General features: G+C 51.3%; 15 protein-coding genes. 8 read left to right on the plus strand and 7 right to left on the minus strand.

Annotated features, from left to right (window positions below; translation table 11 throughout):
- Positions 1-41: 41 nt before the first annotated feature.
- The 4 genes from MHI43_RS06915 to MHI43_RS06930 all read right to left on the minus strand — a co-directional run bounded on the left by MHI43_RS06915 (position 42) and on the right by MHI43_RS06930 (position 2,884).
- The gene (locus MHI43_RS06915) at positions 42-770 is read right to left on the minus strand and encodes a hypothetical protein (RefSeq protein WP_036662483.1); all 729 of its coding nucleotides are present in this window, start codon (positions 768-770) and stop codon (positions 42-44) included.
- Positions 767-1,645 (minus strand): ABC transporter ATP-binding protein, encoded by an 879-nt coding sequence (locus MHI43_RS06920; RefSeq protein WP_036662484.1) that lies wholly within the window; start codon positions 1,643-1,645, stop codon positions 767-769. The genes MHI43_RS06915 and MHI43_RS06920 overlap by 4 nt, the downstream gene beginning before the upstream one ends.
- Positions 1,635-2,021 carry a GntR family transcriptional regulator gene (locus MHI43_RS06925; protein ID WP_015733895.1) on the minus strand — a complete coding sequence of 129 codons (387 nt, stop codon included), beginning with the start codon at positions 2,019-2,021 and terminating at the stop codon, positions 1,635-1,637. The genes MHI43_RS06920 and MHI43_RS06925 overlap by 11 nt, the downstream gene beginning before the upstream one ends.
- Before the next feature lie 269 nt (positions 2,022-2,290).
- Complete coding sequence (locus MHI43_RS06930; protein ID WP_036662485.1) at positions 2,291-2,884, minus strand: M15 family metallopeptidase; 594 nt, start codon at positions 2,882-2,884, stop codon at positions 2,291-2,293.
- Between the two features lie 192 nt (positions 2,885-3,076).
- On the opposite strand from MHI43_RS06930, the gene MHI43_RS06935 reads away from it, so the two are divergent.
- The 8 genes from MHI43_RS06935 (at position 3,077) to MHI43_RS06970 (ending at position 11,979) form a co-directional block, all read left to right on the plus strand.
- Positions 3,077-3,586 carry a hypothetical protein gene (locus MHI43_RS06935; RefSeq protein WP_341283243.1) on the plus strand — a complete coding sequence of 170 codons (510 nt, stop codon included), beginning with the start codon at positions 3,077-3,079 and terminating at the stop codon, positions 3,584-3,586.
- A 190-nt stretch (positions 3,587-3,776) separates the two neighbouring features.
- Complete coding sequence (locus MHI43_RS06940; protein WP_036662487.1) at positions 3,777-4,646, plus strand: MurR/RpiR family transcriptional regulator; 870 nt, start codon at positions 3,777-3,779, stop codon at positions 4,644-4,646.
- Between the two features lie 12 nt (positions 4,647-4,658).
- The gene (locus MHI43_RS06945) at positions 4,659-5,711 is read left to right on the plus strand and encodes an ROK family protein (RefSeq protein WP_341283244.1); all 1,053 of its coding nucleotides are present in this window, start codon (positions 4,659-4,661) and stop codon (positions 5,709-5,711) included.
- Between the two features lie 254 nt (positions 5,712-5,965).
- Positions 5,966-7,282 (plus strand): ABC transporter substrate-binding protein, encoded by a 1,317-nt coding sequence (locus tag MHI43_RS06950; protein ID WP_036662489.1) that lies wholly within the window; start codon positions 5,966-5,968, stop codon positions 7,280-7,282.
- Between the two features lie 88 nt (positions 7,283-7,370).
- Positions 7,371-8,300, plus strand: coding sequence for a sugar ABC transporter permease (locus MHI43_RS06955; RefSeq protein WP_036662491.1), 930 nt, complete (start codon positions 7,371-7,373; stop codon positions 8,298-8,300).
- Positions 8,300-9,133 (plus strand): carbohydrate ABC transporter permease, encoded by an 834-nt coding sequence (locus MHI43_RS06960; protein WP_036662493.1) that lies wholly within the window; start codon positions 8,300-8,302, stop codon positions 9,131-9,133. The genes MHI43_RS06955 and MHI43_RS06960 overlap by 1 nt, the downstream gene beginning before the upstream one ends.
- A 47-nt stretch (positions 9,134-9,180) precedes the next feature.
- Complete coding sequence (locus MHI43_RS06965; RefSeq protein WP_036662496.1) at positions 9,181-9,888, plus strand: N-acetylmannosamine-6-phosphate 2-epimerase; 708 nt, start codon at positions 9,181-9,183, stop codon at positions 9,886-9,888.
- A gap of 171 nt (positions 9,889-10,059) precedes the next feature.
- Entirely contained in the window at positions 10,060-11,979 is a 1,920-nt protein-coding gene (locus MHI43_RS06970; RefSeq protein WP_036662498.1) for a DUF4855 domain-containing protein, read from the plus strand.
- Positions 11,980-12,155: 176 nt separating this feature from the next.
- Here MHI43_RS06970 and MHI43_RS06975 read toward each other — a convergent pair whose 3' ends face one another.
- From MHI43_RS06975 to MHI43_RS06985, 3 genes are all read right to left on the minus strand, one after another.
- Entirely contained in the window at positions 12,156-13,250 is a 1,095-nt protein-coding gene (locus MHI43_RS06975) for a metalloregulator ArsR/SmtB family transcription factor (RefSeq protein ID WP_036662501.1), read from the minus strand.
- A gap of 12 nt (positions 13,251-13,262) precedes the next feature.
- On the minus strand, positions 13,263-14,525 hold the full coding sequence (locus MHI43_RS06980; RefSeq protein WP_036662504.1) for an MFS transporter: 1,263 nt from the start codon (positions 14,523-14,525) through the stop codon (positions 13,263-13,265).
- A gap of 170 nt (positions 14,526-14,695) precedes the next feature.
- Positions 14,696-15,877: a MalY/PatB family protein gene (locus MHI43_RS06985; protein WP_015733907.1), complete on the minus strand. Its 1,182-nt coding sequence runs from the start codon at positions 15,875-15,877 to the stop codon at positions 14,696-14,698.
- Positions 15,878-15,880 lie beyond the last annotated feature (3 nt).

The raw sequence follows: 15,880 nt of genomic DNA on the forward strand, positions 1-15,880 counted from the left end.
GAAGGTGCTACCCTGGATCAGCCATTTATTTTGCGTATTGGTTACATTTTGATCGTAACTCTTCGGGTGATCAGCCGAATCAGAATCATTGCAATCAGGATGACGGCCAGGGAGCCTGCGAGCGAAACCGGCAGCGTGACGGAAAAGTCTGTCGTGACTGGCAACCACTGTTCCCATATGGAAGCCAGCTCGAACTGCCACAATGCATCCATGAAGCCGATCAACACGAGGGCTATGGCGATCCATCCCAAGCCGCGAATCCAGCCAAACCGGTAAAATCCGGATCCGATCATCCACCCCATCAGGTAATAGATGAAGATTTGGATACCGTAGGAAACGAGCGTCAGCAGCCAGCTGTTGTCGAAACCCTGCAGCAGTCGGGTGCTTCCCGCATCTTGTGATGCAAACAGCGAGACAATCCACTGGATCAGAGCCGCGGCAACCGGAAATGCCAGGGACAGATAGACGGCCGCTAAAGCGGAACCACCAAAGAAATCCCGGCGCGTAATGCCGTGTCTTACATAATAGCTCAGAAAACCGTAAGCTGAAATGATGCCGATGACAAGCATAAATCCTTTGGTGGAGCGGTAAGCGATGGAGAAGAAGTCCTCATCTGATATTCCTTCCCGAACATTGATGCCAATGCTGTTGCCGATGCCGGCTCCAATATAGATCAGCAGCACAATCGTTAGAAAACCCAAGGCCCAGCTGCCTTGTTGAATAAACATTTCCGTCGATACTTTACTTACGGGCGATGACGTCTTTTTCATGCGGAATATTCCTCCCCCGTCAGATGGATAAACAAGTCCTGGAGCGAGATCGGCCCGATCTCAAGTCCTGCCTTCAATGCGGCTGATTGAGATGCCTCGCCCAGATCCCCGTAGACCATGACGGCCTTGGTGGAACCGAGCTGCTGCACGTTGAGCACCTTCATGCCCTGGATGAATTCGTCCACCTTGGCCGCGGGGCCCGTAATGGATACACCCCTGGACGTAAGGCTTTCATAATCGTCTTGAAGAATGAACCGGCCTTTGTGGATGATAATGACTTCCTCAAACAAATAATCCATCTCCGATACCAAGTGGGTGGAAAGAATGAACGTACGGGGATGGCGCTCCTGGTCCTTCAGCAGTTCCCGGTAAAAAATTTCGCGCGACGGCGCATCCATGCCGAGATAAGCTTCATCCAGAATGGTAACCGGCGACCGGCTGGCGAGGCCGATGCATACGTTAAAAGCGGACTGCATGCCTTTGGAGAGCTGCTTGAGCTGTTTATCCAGGGGCAAATTGAATTTGCGGGCAAGCTCCAGGGCATAAGCTGTATCAAAATGGGGCCGGTACCTGGCGACGGATTCAATCACGGCCTTGACCTTGTCCGTCTCCTCTTTATAGTCGACATCGTAGATGAAGGAAACTTCCCTCATGATTTTGGCATTTTCGAAGGGCTGCTCGCCGCCAATCGTAACCGATCCCGACGATGGTTCGCGAAATGAAGCCAGGATCGACAGGAGCGAGGTTTTGCCTGCGCCGTTGCGACCGAGGAGACCGTAAATTTTGCCGGCCGGGAGGCGGAGGGAAATATCGCGGACGGCTTCGACGCCGCCATATGTCACCGATACCCGATCTAACTGTACATCAAGATTCATGGGGTTCACTTCCTTTTAACTGGGTTATGATTTGAACAAGCTCATCCGTGGACAAACCGAGTTTGTCCGCTTCCTGTACCATAGGCACCACATAATGTTCCGCAAATGCACTCTTTCGGGTCCGGAGCAGCATTTCCTTGGCCCCCTCAGCAACAAACATGCCGACACCTCGCTTTTTATAGATGAGTCCGGAATCAACCAGCAGGTTGATGCCCTTCAACACCGTAATGTGATTGATTTTGTAAAATTGGGACAGCTGCGTCGTGGAAGGAACCTGTTCACCTTCAAGCAATTGGTCATTGACGATCTGGTCCTCGATCTTTTCCTTGATCTGGATGAACAGGGGCCTATTATCTGGATGCACGGTACCGCTCAATAAGAATCACCACCTTGCCTTCATTGTCCTGTTAAGGTTATATACTTATATATATGACTATATAACCAAAACGTGAACGGCATGTCAAGCATTTGGTTGAATATCATACCTCCATCGAGACGCTTTAACAGCGAACAACGTCAAAAAAGGCCGACCAGAAGGATCTGGTCGGCCTTGATTTATTCACTGATGCGTCAGTCATATTGGAGTATAACTAAAGTATGCTATGCGAACCTCGATGCTCAATAAAAACAAATAGCAATATCATTTCATTTGGCTTCCGAATACTCGGAAGCGTCCATGGGAGGGAGCTTTCCCCGTTTCAAATCACGGATCGATAATCCAAAATCGATTTGCAGATGCGGATAATCCGGAAAGTTGGCCCAATCTCCGCCCCACTGGAAGCCTAAATCTTTTGCAATCTCCACGACTTCCATCCAGTCGGTCTTGCCGTTTCCGTTCCCGTCGTATTCCATATCCCAGATGACGCTGCCATCCTTCAGCCTCAGCGCAAAATCAATGGCGAGCCCGTAGTTGTGAAGAGATTCCCCGGCCTTGGCGTTCGTCACGATGTTGCCCTCGGTGCTGCGGCCCTGATTGTAGATGCGGGTCTGCTCTTCGTGGCTTCGGTAACCGTCCGTTATGACAATCGTGATCCCTTTTTTCTTGGTGAGACGGACAAGCTCATTCTTTTGCTGCAGTACATAAGGGTGGAGCTGGGTGATTTCAGGGGATTCTTTGCGATTAAAATCAAAATCGAGATCGTTGATAAATCCCGGTATGGCGGTTTGCAGCTGCATGTAGAATATGGCGAGCAATAAGGCAACAACAAGGAAAAGCGTCGTTTTTTTGCGTTTGATCATGCGGACTCTTTAATCTACCTACTTTCATATGATGGCTTACTCTATTATATCGGCATCCCGCCCCGCATTCCAGCAGACCGTCAATCACGCCCAGATACCGGAATGAATAGCAATCCATGGTTTATCGCATCCTAGTTCATAAAAAGGACTTGGTCCGGAAATGGGGAATAACGAATGAGCAATATTCAAAACATGTCGATGAGACTCAATCAGCTATCCAGCCAATTGGCTGCTGCAGGGCAGAACGGCCGCATGGACGAAGCCCTGATGATCGTGAACGAGCTCGGCGGGGTCCACGCCGAGCTTCAGAATGCGCAGGCTGCGGTCACGCCTGAAACTTCTTCCGCCGTGCGCCAGGAGCTGGTGAACTGCAGGATGGTGCTGCATGGGATGATGGGGGCGGCGCAGGATATCCGAACCGCTGCGGCGGAGCAGTACCGACAGGTGCTGGGCGAGAATAAAACGATGTTCGAGCAGCTGGACGAAGCCGCGCAGCAGAGCGAGTATGCGCAAGCCTATCAGTATCGTCAGCTGTTCAAACAGATGGATCAAGTCAGCCAGCAGCTGCATCAGCTGGATGGCTCGATGCTGGACGCAGGGTACCAAATGGAACGGGCGCAAACGGCCGGCGGCGGCCTGAACGGGGCAGTGGCTATCGAGGAACTGACTTCAAGCACGGACGACAGCGGAACGATGATGTAAGCATGTTTGAAGAGGATGCGTGGGACAGAATTTTTCTTAATGCAACGAAATCATGATGGAAGCTGCAGTATCCGATCCATAAGGATGCTGACAGCTTCTTTTTTGTTGTTGAAAGAAAACTCTTTTTTAATATATAATTAAGGAGAAAATATTCTTTTTTATCCAGATAGAGAGAAATGAGGGATGTGGAATGGCAAGAGTAGGCCCAAGACTGAATCAATCCAATACGCTGCTGATGATATCAAGCATTTATTCTTCCCTGACCAAGACGGAGAAAAAAGTGGCTGATTACGTAAAAGGTTTCCCCGAGGAAACGGTCCTTGCCACCGTTACGGATCTGTCCGAGAAAGCAGGGGTCGGAGAGACCTCCGTCATTCGATTCTGCCGCAAGCTGGGGTTCCGGGGATTTCATGAGTTCAAGCTATCCGTTGCACAGGACTTGGTGGATCGTCCCCCATCCGTAGTCGATACCTCTATCGATGAGCAGGACGACCTGATGACGGTGGCTCGCAAGCTGACGATGCAGCATGAAATTTTACTGAAGAATACGCTGGATCTGGTGAATGCCGACAATCTGAGGATGGCGGTTGATAAACTGCTGGCCGCAAACAAAGTGTATGTCTATGGCGTAGGCTCTTCAGGCATAACCGCCCTGGATTTGCATTATCAGCTGATGAGGCTGGGACTCAATGTGGAAGCGCACCGGGATTCGCATATTATTGCCATGTCCGCTTCATTGGTCAAGAAGGGCGATCTCGTATTCGCCATATCCACTTCCGGAAGCACGCGCGACCTGGTGGATCCGGTGAAGGAAGCGAAGAAGAATGGAGCGGACGTCATCTGCTTGACCGGGCACCTGCGCTCCCCGATTGCCACATACGCAGATACGGTGCTGCTCGTGTCTTCCCGGGAAATGCCGACCGAGGGCGGGGCACTGGCGACAAAATTCATGCAGACGTATATGCTGAACATTCTTACAACGCTCTTAACGATGAAAAAAGAGGATGCCTCGGAATCGTTGAAAAAAACCGCAAGTTCCGTTGCGGATAAGCTGTACTAGTGAATCGATTCCTTGAATCGATTCACATTATTCATTATCGGCGAAAGCGGGGTGATCTTTCGTTCGTTTTTTAAGGATCACAGAAGGGAGTGTTACCTTGTTATGGGTTACGCCATCGGCGTTGATATTGGGGGGACGAAAGTCCAATTTGCGGTCATCGATCGAGGGGGGGAGATCATAAACCGGCATCGGGTGCCAACCGAGGCCCATAAAGGTCCAGAGCAGCTTATGCACAAAGTGCTGCTTGGCATCGACATGATGATGAAATCGGCCGGCGCTGAGGGAGAGGTGCAAGGGATCGGAATCGGCAGCGCAGGCCAGATCGATTTTCGGGAAGGGACCGTTCTATACGCGGGAGATACGCTTCCCGACTGGACAGGGACGGCAATTAAACGGCTGGTAACACAGCGTTATAACACTCGTGTGTATGTGGACAATGATGTCAATGTCATTGCGATGGCGGAGAAGATGTACGGGGTTGGCAAACACTGCGATAATTTTGTGTGCTTGGCTCTTGGCACCGGCATCGGCGGTGCCGTCATGGAATCAGGACGCCTTCTGCGAGGCGTCTTTGGCGGGGCGGCGGAGCTCGGCCATGTTAGTGTTGACATTAACGGCCCTCGCTGCAGCTGCGGAAATAACGGATGCATCGAGCTGTATGCCTCCGGAAGCGGGATTGCCAGAATAGGTCTTGAAATGCAAAGGGATGAAAGCGCTTCATATGCATGGAGGCCTAATTCCCGGGATATTATTCGGGCTTGGCATCAGGATGATCCATCCGCCACGGCGGTCATGCGGGTGGTCATCCGGGCGCTGGGAGCTGCTGTTGCCGGGTATATTCATGCCTTTAATCCGGAGGTCGTTGTGATCGGAGGCGGAGTTGCGGAGTCCGGTCCCCGTTTTTTGCAGGAGCTCGATCAGGAAATCGATGCTCGAACGTCTTCGTATATGAGAAGCTGCTGCCGGATTATGGCTGCGAGTTTTGGCAATGACGCCGGCGTTATAGGAGCGGCGGCCCAAGTATGGTTTTACGGTGAGATGGAATGTATGCAATACGTCATATAGGTGGATCATTTCTCCAAAATAATTAAAATAACTAAAAAATATTTTTAATGTTGATCTAGGCGTGTTTATCATGAAATATCCTAGATGCAGCAAGGATTATGATTATAATCCTTGCTTTTTTTATGTCCGGACAAAAACAAAAATCAGAAAATTAAGGATTGACGAAAGAATAATTATCCATTAATTTCTGTTTAGAAGGAATTTTTCTTCAGATATGAAATTATAAAACCATGAAATGTTGGAGGGTGAGTCATTTGAAGAAGCACTATAGAAAGAAGTCGTTTCACGTTTTGCTTATGCTGCTCTTAGCCTTCTCCACCGTATTAAGCGCATGCTCCGGAGCGGGCGGCACTGGCGGCAAGGCCGGCCAGGACGGCAAGGTTGAAATTCAATTATGGAGTTCTGCCACAGCAGAAAACGCGAAGCCGATTGAGGATGCTGTAGCGAAATTCAATGAAAGCCAGGACGACATCGTAGTCAAGACACTCAGCAACCAGGATCATCAGAAACAACTAACCGCGATTTCGGGGGGCAGCGCTCCGGATCTCATCGTAACGCAGTGGAATAACATCGGACCTTGGTCTGCTGCCGGTGCGGTGCAGTCGCTGGAGGAATTCATCAAACGGGACGGATTCGACACCAGCCAGATCATTCCTGCGGCGCTGGATCGCATGAAGGTCAACAATGATGTCTTCGGGTTCCCGATTTCCATGAGCATGGCCAATAAATTGTTTTACAACAAAAAGGCGTTCGAGGAAGCAGGACTCACGGCTCCGCCGGAGACGCTCGAAGATCTGTTCGAATATTCGAAGAAGCTGACCAAGAAGGACGATAAAGGAAATATAACGCAGATGGGCTTTATACCGGATTACCCTTGGATCGATAACGTGTTTTGGCCGATCATCTTCAACGGCTCATGGGACGACGGCAACGGGAAGCTGACCGCGAACCAGGAAGCGAATGTAAAGGCCATTGATTATCAAGTGAATTATTATAAGGAATTCGGGCAGGAGAGCATCGATAAATTCAAATCGGGCATGGGCGGTCTCGAAACTCCGCAGGATCCGATCCTGACCGGCAAGCTGGCCATGATTATCGGCTGGGAGAACTGGTATGTCGAGCATCGCGGCGAAGGCAAGGAAGTCGGCGTAGCGCCATTCCCTTACCCAGCAGCCAACCCTGATCTTAAAGGCTCCGGCATGGTTAGTCCAATCGCCATGTTCATTCCATCCAAGGCGAAGCATCAGGAAGAGGCGTGGAAGGTGATGCAGTACCTGCTCGGTGAGGACGTTCAGATTGAATACAGCATCCAGAGCGGCTCCATCCCCGTTCTAATGAAAGCGCTTGATAATCCGAAGCTGACGGAGAACCAAGAGGTGAAGGAACTTTGGGACTATTATGAAAGTGCGAAAAATCCTAATTTGAAGGGCTTCCCAAACAGCATTTACATTAACGAATACTTGCAGACCTTGAATGAAGAAACGGAGAAGGCGCTCAAAGGACAGATAAGCGCTCAGGAAGCGATGGATAATGTCGTGAGCAAAATGCAGCCGATCGCGGACAAAAAATAATCTTGATGATGCAGGAGCGGCGAGTACGATAGGCAGGCTGGCCGCTCCCTGCAGGTTGTTGTTTTTTACTTGGAGGTGAAAAGGTCACATGGAACGTTTGGAACCCCGGAGCGGAATGAAGAGCAGGGAAAGAAAACGGCTGATCATCGGACTTTTGTTTTTGAGTCCATGGATATTCGGCTTCCTGGTCTTCCAGCTCTATCCGATTATCACGTCATTGTATTACAGCTTCACGGAGTATAACCTGTTTACCTCGCCCCAATGGGTCGGCCTGGACAATTATGTGGAGATGACCCAAGACGGCAAAATGTTCTCATCCCTGTACAACACCGCATTCATGGCTTTGTTCGGATTTTTCCCCCAACTTGCGTACGCGCTGGGCATTGCCCTGCTGCTAAACCAGAGCGTCAAGGGACTGTCCCTGTACCGGACGATTTATTTCCTGCCAACGCTGGTCCCGGCCGTAGCGGGATCCTTGCTGTGGATTTGGCTGTTGAACGCGCAATATGGTTTGGTGAACCAGATGCTGGGCGCGATCGGCCTGCCGGAACCGAATTGGCTGATGGACGAGAACTGGACCAAACCGTCGCTGATTATGATGGGTTTCTGGGGGACCGGGACGATCACCATCATGTATTTGGCGGCGCTGCAGGAAGTGCCCAAAATGTATTATGAGGCCGCTTCCATTGACGGTGCGAACAAGTGGCATAAGTTCTGGCATATCACGTTGCCGGCCATCTCGCCCATGACCTTCTTCCAGCTCATTATGGGGCTGATCGGCTCCTTTCAATATTTTTCCCAAGGCTACGTGTTTGCGGAATCAAGCAATCAGGCCATTGGCGGGCCGGGGAACTCGATTTTGTTCTATGCGATTTATTTGTTCCAGAACGCCTTCATGTTCCTGAAGATGGGATACGCCTCGGCGATGGCCTGGATCTTGTTTATCATCGTGCTGCTGCTGACCCTGTTAATCTTCAAAACATCCAGCAAGTGGGTCTTCTATGGAGGTGAAAAATAATGAACGAAGCATTCATCGGCCGAAAGATCATCCCGCATCTGCTGTTAATCCTCGTGGGTCTGCTGTTTCTGGCGCCCTTCGCCTGGCTGCTGCTGACCACCTTTAAGACCGAGGAGGAAATCTTCGTCATTCCCATCCAATGGATTCCGACGGAATGGATATGGGATAACTACGTGAACGCGGTCAACATGATTCCGTTCATCAAGTACACTTGGAACACCGTCGTGATTGCCTTGATGAGCGTTGCAGGCGTCGTGATTTTGTCGCCGCTGGTCGCGTACGGCTTTTCGAGAATTCAATTTAAAGGCCGAAACATGCTGTTTATCCTGATGCTCAGCACGCTGATGCTCCCTATGCAGGTAACGATGATTCCGCTGTATGTCGTATTCAACAAGGTCAACCTGCTGAATTCCAACTGGCCGCTGGTGCTGTCGGCGTGGTTTGGGACGGGAATGGCGTACAATGTGTTCCTGATCCGGCAGTTTTTTAACGGAATTCCGATGGAGCTCACCGAATCAGCCAAAATCGACGGCGCGTCGGAGTTTCGCATCTACGCCCAAATCGTGCTGCCGCTTGCCAAACCGGCCCTTCTGACAATCGGCCTGTTTACGTTTCTGGGCGCATGGGGCGATTTCCAGGGAGCGTTGATTTACTTGAACGATCAGGAAACATGGACCCTGTCCATCGGCCTGAAGCAATTTATTCGGGAGAATGGGGTGGCGTGGGGGCCTTTAATGGCAGCCGCTACGCTGTTTACGATTCCCATCATCGTTCTATACTTCTTCGTCCAGAAGAAGTTTATCGAAGGTATCACGATTACGGGGTTGAAGTAAACAAAGGATGACGCAAATTTATACTAAACCAGATGTAGGAGCTAAATATGAGGCGGATGATTACAGATAGAGGATTAGTGGTGTCTTGTCAGGCGTATGAGGGAGAGCCGCTGTTTGGACCGCAGCATATGGTTGAAATGGCGAAAGCGGCCGTGCTGGGAGGAGCCATCGGGATCCGGGCCAATGGAACGGCTGATATAGCGGCGATTAAAGCGGCGGTGAGCGTGCCGGTCATCGGGCTGCTGAAACGGCAGATCGAAGGTTATCCCGTTTACATTACGCCAACCCTTGAGGATGCTTTAGCCGTCCATGAGGCAGGCGCCGATATCGTAGCTATGGACGGGACGCGGAGACCGAGACCGGATGGGAACAAATTGAAAGAGGTAGTCGATGAGCTGATTCGTCGGGGAATCCATGTGATGGCGGATGTTTCTACCTTGGAGGAAGGGCTGTATGCGGCCGATTTGGGCGTACATTATATTTCCACAACGCTGTCGGGGTATACAGCCTACAGTCCGGAAAGTACGAAACCCGACATCGGGCTGGTCGCAAGGCTGGTTCAGGAAACGCGGCTGCCGGTTATAGCCGAAGGCAGGTTTGCCAGTGCGGACGACATGATTCAGGCTCTGAATGCGGGTGCCCGGTTTGTCGTGGTAGGTAGCGCAATTACGCGTCCCCAGGATATAACCGAACGATATCGGAAATCGATTGAAGCGCAGGTGGATCTGAACGAAGGAAAGGGCAGGGGGGTTTGAATATAGGATTGGAGGCATGAAGGCAGACCATGACTGGAAGGGGGTGAGATGACGAAACCATGGCAATGGCGCGAGTTACGGCGCCGGCCCACGATTGCTGGAGTTCGTAAGGCTGAAGTCCGGTGAAAACCGGCGAAGATCAGGAAGCATGATAAGAGGAGGTTAATTTATATGCGTTCTATGAAACAACGGGTATCGTTAGCCATGATTGTGGCCATGATGTTCTCGATCATTCCTTTCGCTTATGCTGATGAGGCTCAATCGGAGGTGCGAAACCTGGCAAGAAATGCAACCTACTCGTGGTCGGAGGCCCCGGAAGCCAATTATCCCGACCCTGGCCATAAACTGAACGACGGAATACATGGAACGCGGAATGTACTGGATCCCGCATGGGTCGGTCATATACGCAAGAAGACGCGTGAGGTCGTATTTGATCTTGGCGAGGCCAAATCCATCTCGGGCATCAACGCGCGTTTTCTGCAGGATTGGCCTGGCTCGGCGATTCTGTTTCCGCTAACGGTTTCGATGTATGTCTCGGACGATAATGTTCATTGGGCGAACTTGACGAATAAAGCGACCCAGACGTTATGGGTGGACGGTCCGCCCGTAGACGAAACGTACGCTTGGGATAGCCAGACCGATGGCGTGCCGGGCTTCGAAGATGGGGAGTTCGCTTACGCGCGTTATGTGAAGGTAAGCTTCACCATGCATACAAGGGCCTGGACCTTCATCGACGAAATCGAGATCATGGGGACTGATGGCAAAGCCGCTGGGGCGGTGCAGCTTCCGCCGCAAGAATTTAAATATTTACAGCCGGGAGAGGCTACGGCCGGCATTCATGATTTGTCCCTTCTATACAATGGTCATTATGCCAATGGGGATGGAGACTGGAGCAAAGAGGAGATCATTCCTCAGATCAGCTACGTGGACCAGAACGGGGAGCCGGTGGATTGGTTTTTTGACGGCGTGCTTACGCTTGGGTTGATATCCCCGGATGGTCGCGACTTTGGCGGCGGCGCGAACCTGCAGGACTGGAAGTGGTACCTCGACAAGACTTTTGATGCGGACGGCGAGATGCACCAGCTCAATGAAGCCACCAAGGAGGTGGGAGCCAAGCTGGGGCAGCCTGACCATAAAACCAAGGTCGTCGTGATGATCCCGGATACGGGCGAGTATCTGACCGACTTCGGTGACGTGGACGGAGATGGAATCTCCGAAAATTTTAACGCCGGGGCCGTTGGCGAGGAGTCGGCCATGGCGAACAGGCAAAAGGCGATCCGCTGGTGGATGGACGAAGTGCTGCAGCGGTGGGAGGCTAACCATTATTCCAATCTGGAGCTTGTCGGTTTATACTGGCTGTCCGAACAGGTAAGCACGAGCGCTTCCGGTCCGGATATGCTGAAATACGTGAACGGCCAAATTCACGGCGAAGGCTTAAAGTCCTTCTGGATTCCTCATTTCTTGGCCTATAAGAGTTATATGTGGGAAGAGGTCGGATTCGACGCGGTCGCGTTCCAGCCGAACTATTTCTTTGAAGACATGAGCAGCGAGCGCCTGGACGATGCCGCATACACGGCCAAACGATTCGGGATGGGCGTCGAGATCGAGTTTGACGGACGGATGCTGACCGACGAAGTATTCCGCAACCGGTATAAGGGGTACCTGGATGGCGGCGTGAAGTATGGTTATATGAACGATACCTTCAAAGCGTATTACAAAGGCTCCGGGCCTGTGTTAAGAGATGCAGCGGCAAGCCAGGATCCGGATATCCGGATTATGTATGACTGGTTGTATCAGTTTGTTACAGGAACGTACCAGCTGGAGAATACAAGCTCCCTGCACCTGAAACGTCTGGTCGATCAGTTGGAGCAAGGAGGCGGGTTTGCGAACCATGGGGCTGCCCGCTCGCTTACGGCGCACCTGGATTCGGTCATCCGCTTCGAAGAGAAGGGGAACAAGCAGCAGGCGGCCCACCACATGGACGGCTTTATGAAATTGCTTGAGAGCCATAAGGAGAGCGGGGCGGTATCCGGCAAAGCCTATCCCATGCTGAAGGCAAACGGCGAATATTTGGCGAAGCGTTTGCAGTAGCATACAGACGGAAAAGAGTTCGCTCAACAGCTATTTGCGTTTGGCGAAGCGACTAACGGCTGTGGAAGAGAAAGAGTTGCATAAGAAGGGTGAGCCAAAGGAGAGACCTTGGCTCACCCTTCTTTTTCCTTATGCGGAGAGGATAAATCCCGTACCGGGCATGCAAGGACGACTGCTCATTCCTGCTGCAATAAGCTGGATCGCAGCTGTTCCAGGTAAGTCTCGACAGCCGTCCGATTCATTCGGTAGTAGATGCGGTTTGCCCGCTTTTCCATCATGACAAACCCCTGGTGTATAAGTGCGTTCATATGATGCGAGATGGTAGCCGTGGTTAGATTCAGCCGGTCGGCCAGTTCCGAACCGTATGCCGGCTCACGGTAAATCGACTTCAGAATTGCAAATTTGCTGGCATCGCTCAGCATTTTCAACGTTTTGCATATCTTCTCGTCGGAGATGACCCGGCTAACCGCTTCTTGAAGAGCTTCAAAGAGAATGCCGATATAAAGCGTTTCTATTGAATTCTCGTTTTGTTGTGGATGGAGCGTGACCATATTGAAACCCATGATTTGCGGAACGATTCGGATTTCCTTATCATCCATGAGGTGGATTTGGAATCGGTTATTGATGTACTCCAGCGGTTCGGTTTGAACCACCTGATGGTATCTTTCCGCAAAGCGCTCCAGCAGAGGTTCTAGCAAGGGCAATTGTTCCTCGTACAGGGTCACGGCCTGTTCAAGGATGCTCTGCAATTCCTGCATGTACATATCAAAGTTCTGATATAAGAGATGTAGTGTCCATTTCTCCTGAACGTCCAGTTCGAGTCCGTCAATCATGTTGGTCAGATCGGCATCGGTATGAGTCGATGGGCATACGTGGCTTTCGGCATCCCCCATAAATAATCGGAAGAGAGACTCCGCGTATTTGCGCCGCCGTTCATCCTGCATGACAGGGGATAGCCGAAGAATATTCGCATTCGTACCCGCTGAGCGGAGATATTCATCCAATAGCAGCTTGGCGCAGCACCACCCCGCTTGTCCCCGGCTTTCGAAGAAAAAAGCCATGCGATCAGGCGCTGCTTCCAGTTGGCCGTAAACCAGCTCTCCTATCTCGATGATGGGGTCGAAGGTTCGCAATAGGTCCGGCGAGTCCAGATTATATTTCATCGTGAGTTCATTCTTCACGGACCGGGTGTCTTCATGATTCGTATACCGATAGAGCAATTCGATGCATTCACGGAGAATATCCGGCCTTGCCAATACCGTTATGTTCATGGGATTACTCCTTTACAGCTGGCGTAATGTGTTTATGAAGAGCATACCAACAAACAATATAATTGTAAAAATACCAGTAGCGACAAATAGCTGTTCAAGGGTTATAAACGTCATCGCGGTGGCGACGATCAGCGAACCGAGCGGAATGGTTGAGCTTGCGATCGCGTTAAAAATAGCACCGGCGCGAGACAAGTAGGATTCCTCAATGTGTTCCATGAAGGATACCCCGATCACTGTTTCCACGAAGGAAGCAAAAAAACCGAATATCAGCATGGTAGAAGCCAACATGACATAGGTCAGCATGACTTGTCCGGAATAGTGCGATATCCAGAACCATACCAGATAACAGATTCCAATGAACGTCCCGCCAGTGATGAACAGAATGCGTGCAGAGAAATGTTTTCTTAAGTAAGGGAACAAGAAGGCACCGATGCCAAGACCGATCGTTGAGGAAATGCCAGCAACGGACAACCCCTTGGCGGACAGTCCTAACACTCCCGTCGTGTATGGAGCCATCATGGAGTTAATGGGAATCAGAAAGATGCCCATGATGCCGCCTAATATGCAGACGGCGAATACGACTTTTGCCTTTTTTAGATAGATGAATCCCTCGGCCAGCGCATGGAGATAGCCTTTCAAATCCAGCCGAATCGGGCTCCGCTGCCATGTTTCCTTGCTGTTGATGCCCAGAATGAAGAGGGCGGACAGTAAAAAGGTGACGGCGTCGATCAAAATAGCCACCCCAAGGCCGAATAATCCGATGATGGCTGCGGCAGCGCCAAGACCGGCTAACTCCACGATTTTCTTGATGGTTGAATTTAAGGATATGCCATGGGTATATAAGGCTTTATCAAGCACTTGGGGAATGATGGCTAACCCGGCGGGAATGCGAAGGGATTCCAGTGTGGAATTCATGAACGTAAGCACAAGCAGAATCCAGGGCTGAAGCAGATCAAGCATAAGCAGGACGGCAGTGACGCCTACAATCACTCCTCGTCCGATATCCGCAAGGATCATGATGGTTTTCTTGTGAAGTCTTTCAACGATGGCGCCTGCAAAGGGCTGAAACAGGATGGAAGGGAGTGCATTGATGCCGAAAATAACGGCTACCCATGAGGCGGAACCGGTAAGCTGGTATACCATCAAGGAAAAAGCAATCATGTCGATGGAATCGCCGAACCGGTTCACGGCATTGGCCATCATTAACTTCAGATACTCCTTTTGGGATGACAGATCCCGATAACGAATCTCTCGAGCGTTTTCTTGTATCACCATCATCTAACCACCTTTCTAGATAGAAGTAAAACATAACTGTTAGATGATGGTCAATAATAATTTTAGATCATTATCTAATAAAAGAGCCGTTATCGTAAAATAAAAAAATAAACGGAGTCAGCCTTGGGCTTGACTCCGTTTATCATTTCATTCCGGGATCTTGTATGTTTTTAAGCCTTCCGCCATTCCCCGACAGCTTTGTTCAGGCGGGACAACGCCTCCTGAACGGTGGCGCGCGTGCAGGCCAGGTTCATGCGCATGAAGCCTTCGCCTTCCTTGCCGAAGGCGGCGCCGCTGTTCAATCCGAGCTTCGCCTCTTGAACGAGGAAGCGGTTTAGCTCTTCGTGGGACATGTCCATGCCGCGGAAATCAATCCACAACAGGTAGGTGGCTTCCGGCATAACCACCTTCAGCTCGGGCAGATGTTCCTGTGCATATTGGGCTACCAGCTCCATGTTCCCGCGGATGTAAACCAGAAGCTCATCCAGCCACGGTTCGCCCTCACGGTAAGCAGCCTCGGTGGCGGCCGCACCCATCGGCGTGATGGAGCCGATGGCGTAACGGTTCAATATTTTGCGGAACTTGCTGCGCAGCTGCGCATTCGGGATGATGATGTTCGCCGTGTTCAGGCCGGCGATATTAAACGTCTTGCTAGGAGCCGTACAGATGATGGAACGCTCAGCGGCATCCTCGGACAGCGCGGCGAACGGCGTATGCGCGCCGGGTTCAAACACCAGATCCGCATGGATTTCATCCGATACGACAAGCACGTCGTATTGCTGGCAGAGGGAAGCCAGACGATCCAGCTCCGCTCGGCTCCACACCCGGCCCACCGGGTTGTGCGGACTGCACAGAATGATCATTTTGACATGGCCGGTAGAAAAGCTCTTCTCCAGGTCCTCGAAATCCATCGTGTAATCCCCCTCTTCGCTAAGAAGAAGCGGATTATGCACCAGCTCACGGCCATGGTCCTGAACGACGCTGTAGAACGGCGGATAGACCGGCGTCTGGATGACGACTTGATCGCCCGGCTCGGTGAACGCATCCACGATAAGGCTGAGAGCCGGGACGACGCCCGGACAGAATTGAATCCACTCCTGCTGAATGCTCCAGCTGTGGCGTTTCTTCATCCAATCGCTAATCGCTTCGCGGTAAGAGTCGGACGGGAACGTATAGCCGAACACGCCATGCTCCACCCGTTTATGAAGCGCCTCTACAACGGCGGATGGTGCGGCAAAATCCATGTCGGCCACCCACATCGGAAGCGCGTCCGGCACGCCGAAGACGGTGGGGACATTGTCCCATTTCTGACAGTTGGTGCAGGTGCGGTCAATCGCAAGATCAAAATTCATATG

The organism is Paenibacillus sp. FSL H8-0457, assembly GCF_038051935.1.
Lineage (GTDB): Bacteria > Bacillota > Bacilli > Paenibacillales > Paenibacillaceae > Paenibacillus_AQ > Paenibacillus_AQ lautus_A.

Bases quoted from the DNA above. Each gene is read 5' to 3' on its own strand.
- MHI43_RS06975 (WP_036662501.1), bottom strand. From the start codon at position 13,250: ATGAACATAACGGTATTGGCAAGGCCGGATATTCTCCGTGAATGCATC.
- MHI43_RS06970 (WP_036662498.1), top strand. From the start codon at position 10,060: ATGCGTTCTATGAAACAACGGGTATCGTTAGCCATGATTGTGGCCATG.
- MHI43_RS06930 (WP_036662485.1), bottom strand. From the start codon at position 2,884: ATGATCAAACGCAAAAAAACGACGCTTTTCCTTGTTGTTGCCTTATTG.
- MHI43_RS06985 (WP_015733907.1), bottom strand. From the start codon at position 15,877: ATGAATTTTGATCTTGCGATTGACCGCACCTGCACCAACTGTCAGAAA.
- MHI43_RS06920 (WP_036662484.1), bottom strand. From the start codon at position 1,645: ATGAATCTTGATGTACAGTTAGATCGGGTATCGGTGACATATGGCGGC.
- MHI43_RS06935 (WP_341283243.1), top strand. From the start codon at position 3,077: ATGTCGATGAGACTCAATCAGCTATCCAGCCAATTGGCTGCTGCAGGG.
- MHI43_RS06940 (WP_036662487.1), top strand. From the start codon at position 3,777: ATGGCAAGAGTAGGCCCAAGACTGAATCAATCCAATACGCTGCTGATG.
- MHI43_RS06955 (WP_036662491.1), top strand. From the start codon at position 7,371: ATGGAACGTTTGGAACCCCGGAGCGGAATGAAGAGCAGGGAAAGAAAA.
- MHI43_RS06980 (WP_036662504.1), bottom strand. From the start codon at position 14,525: ATGGTGATACAAGAAAACGCTCGAGAGATTCGTTATCGGGATCTGTCA.
- MHI43_RS06960 (WP_036662493.1), top strand. From the start codon at position 8,300: ATGAACGAAGCATTCATCGGCCGAAAGATCATCCCGCATCTGCTGTTA.
- MHI43_RS06915 (WP_036662483.1), bottom strand. From the start codon at position 770: ATGAAAAAGACGTCATCGCCCGTAAGTAAAGTATCGACGGAAATGTTT.
- MHI43_RS06965 (WP_036662496.1), top strand. From the start codon at position 9,181: ATGAGGCGGATGATTACAGATAGAGGATTAGTGGTGTCTTGTCAGGCG.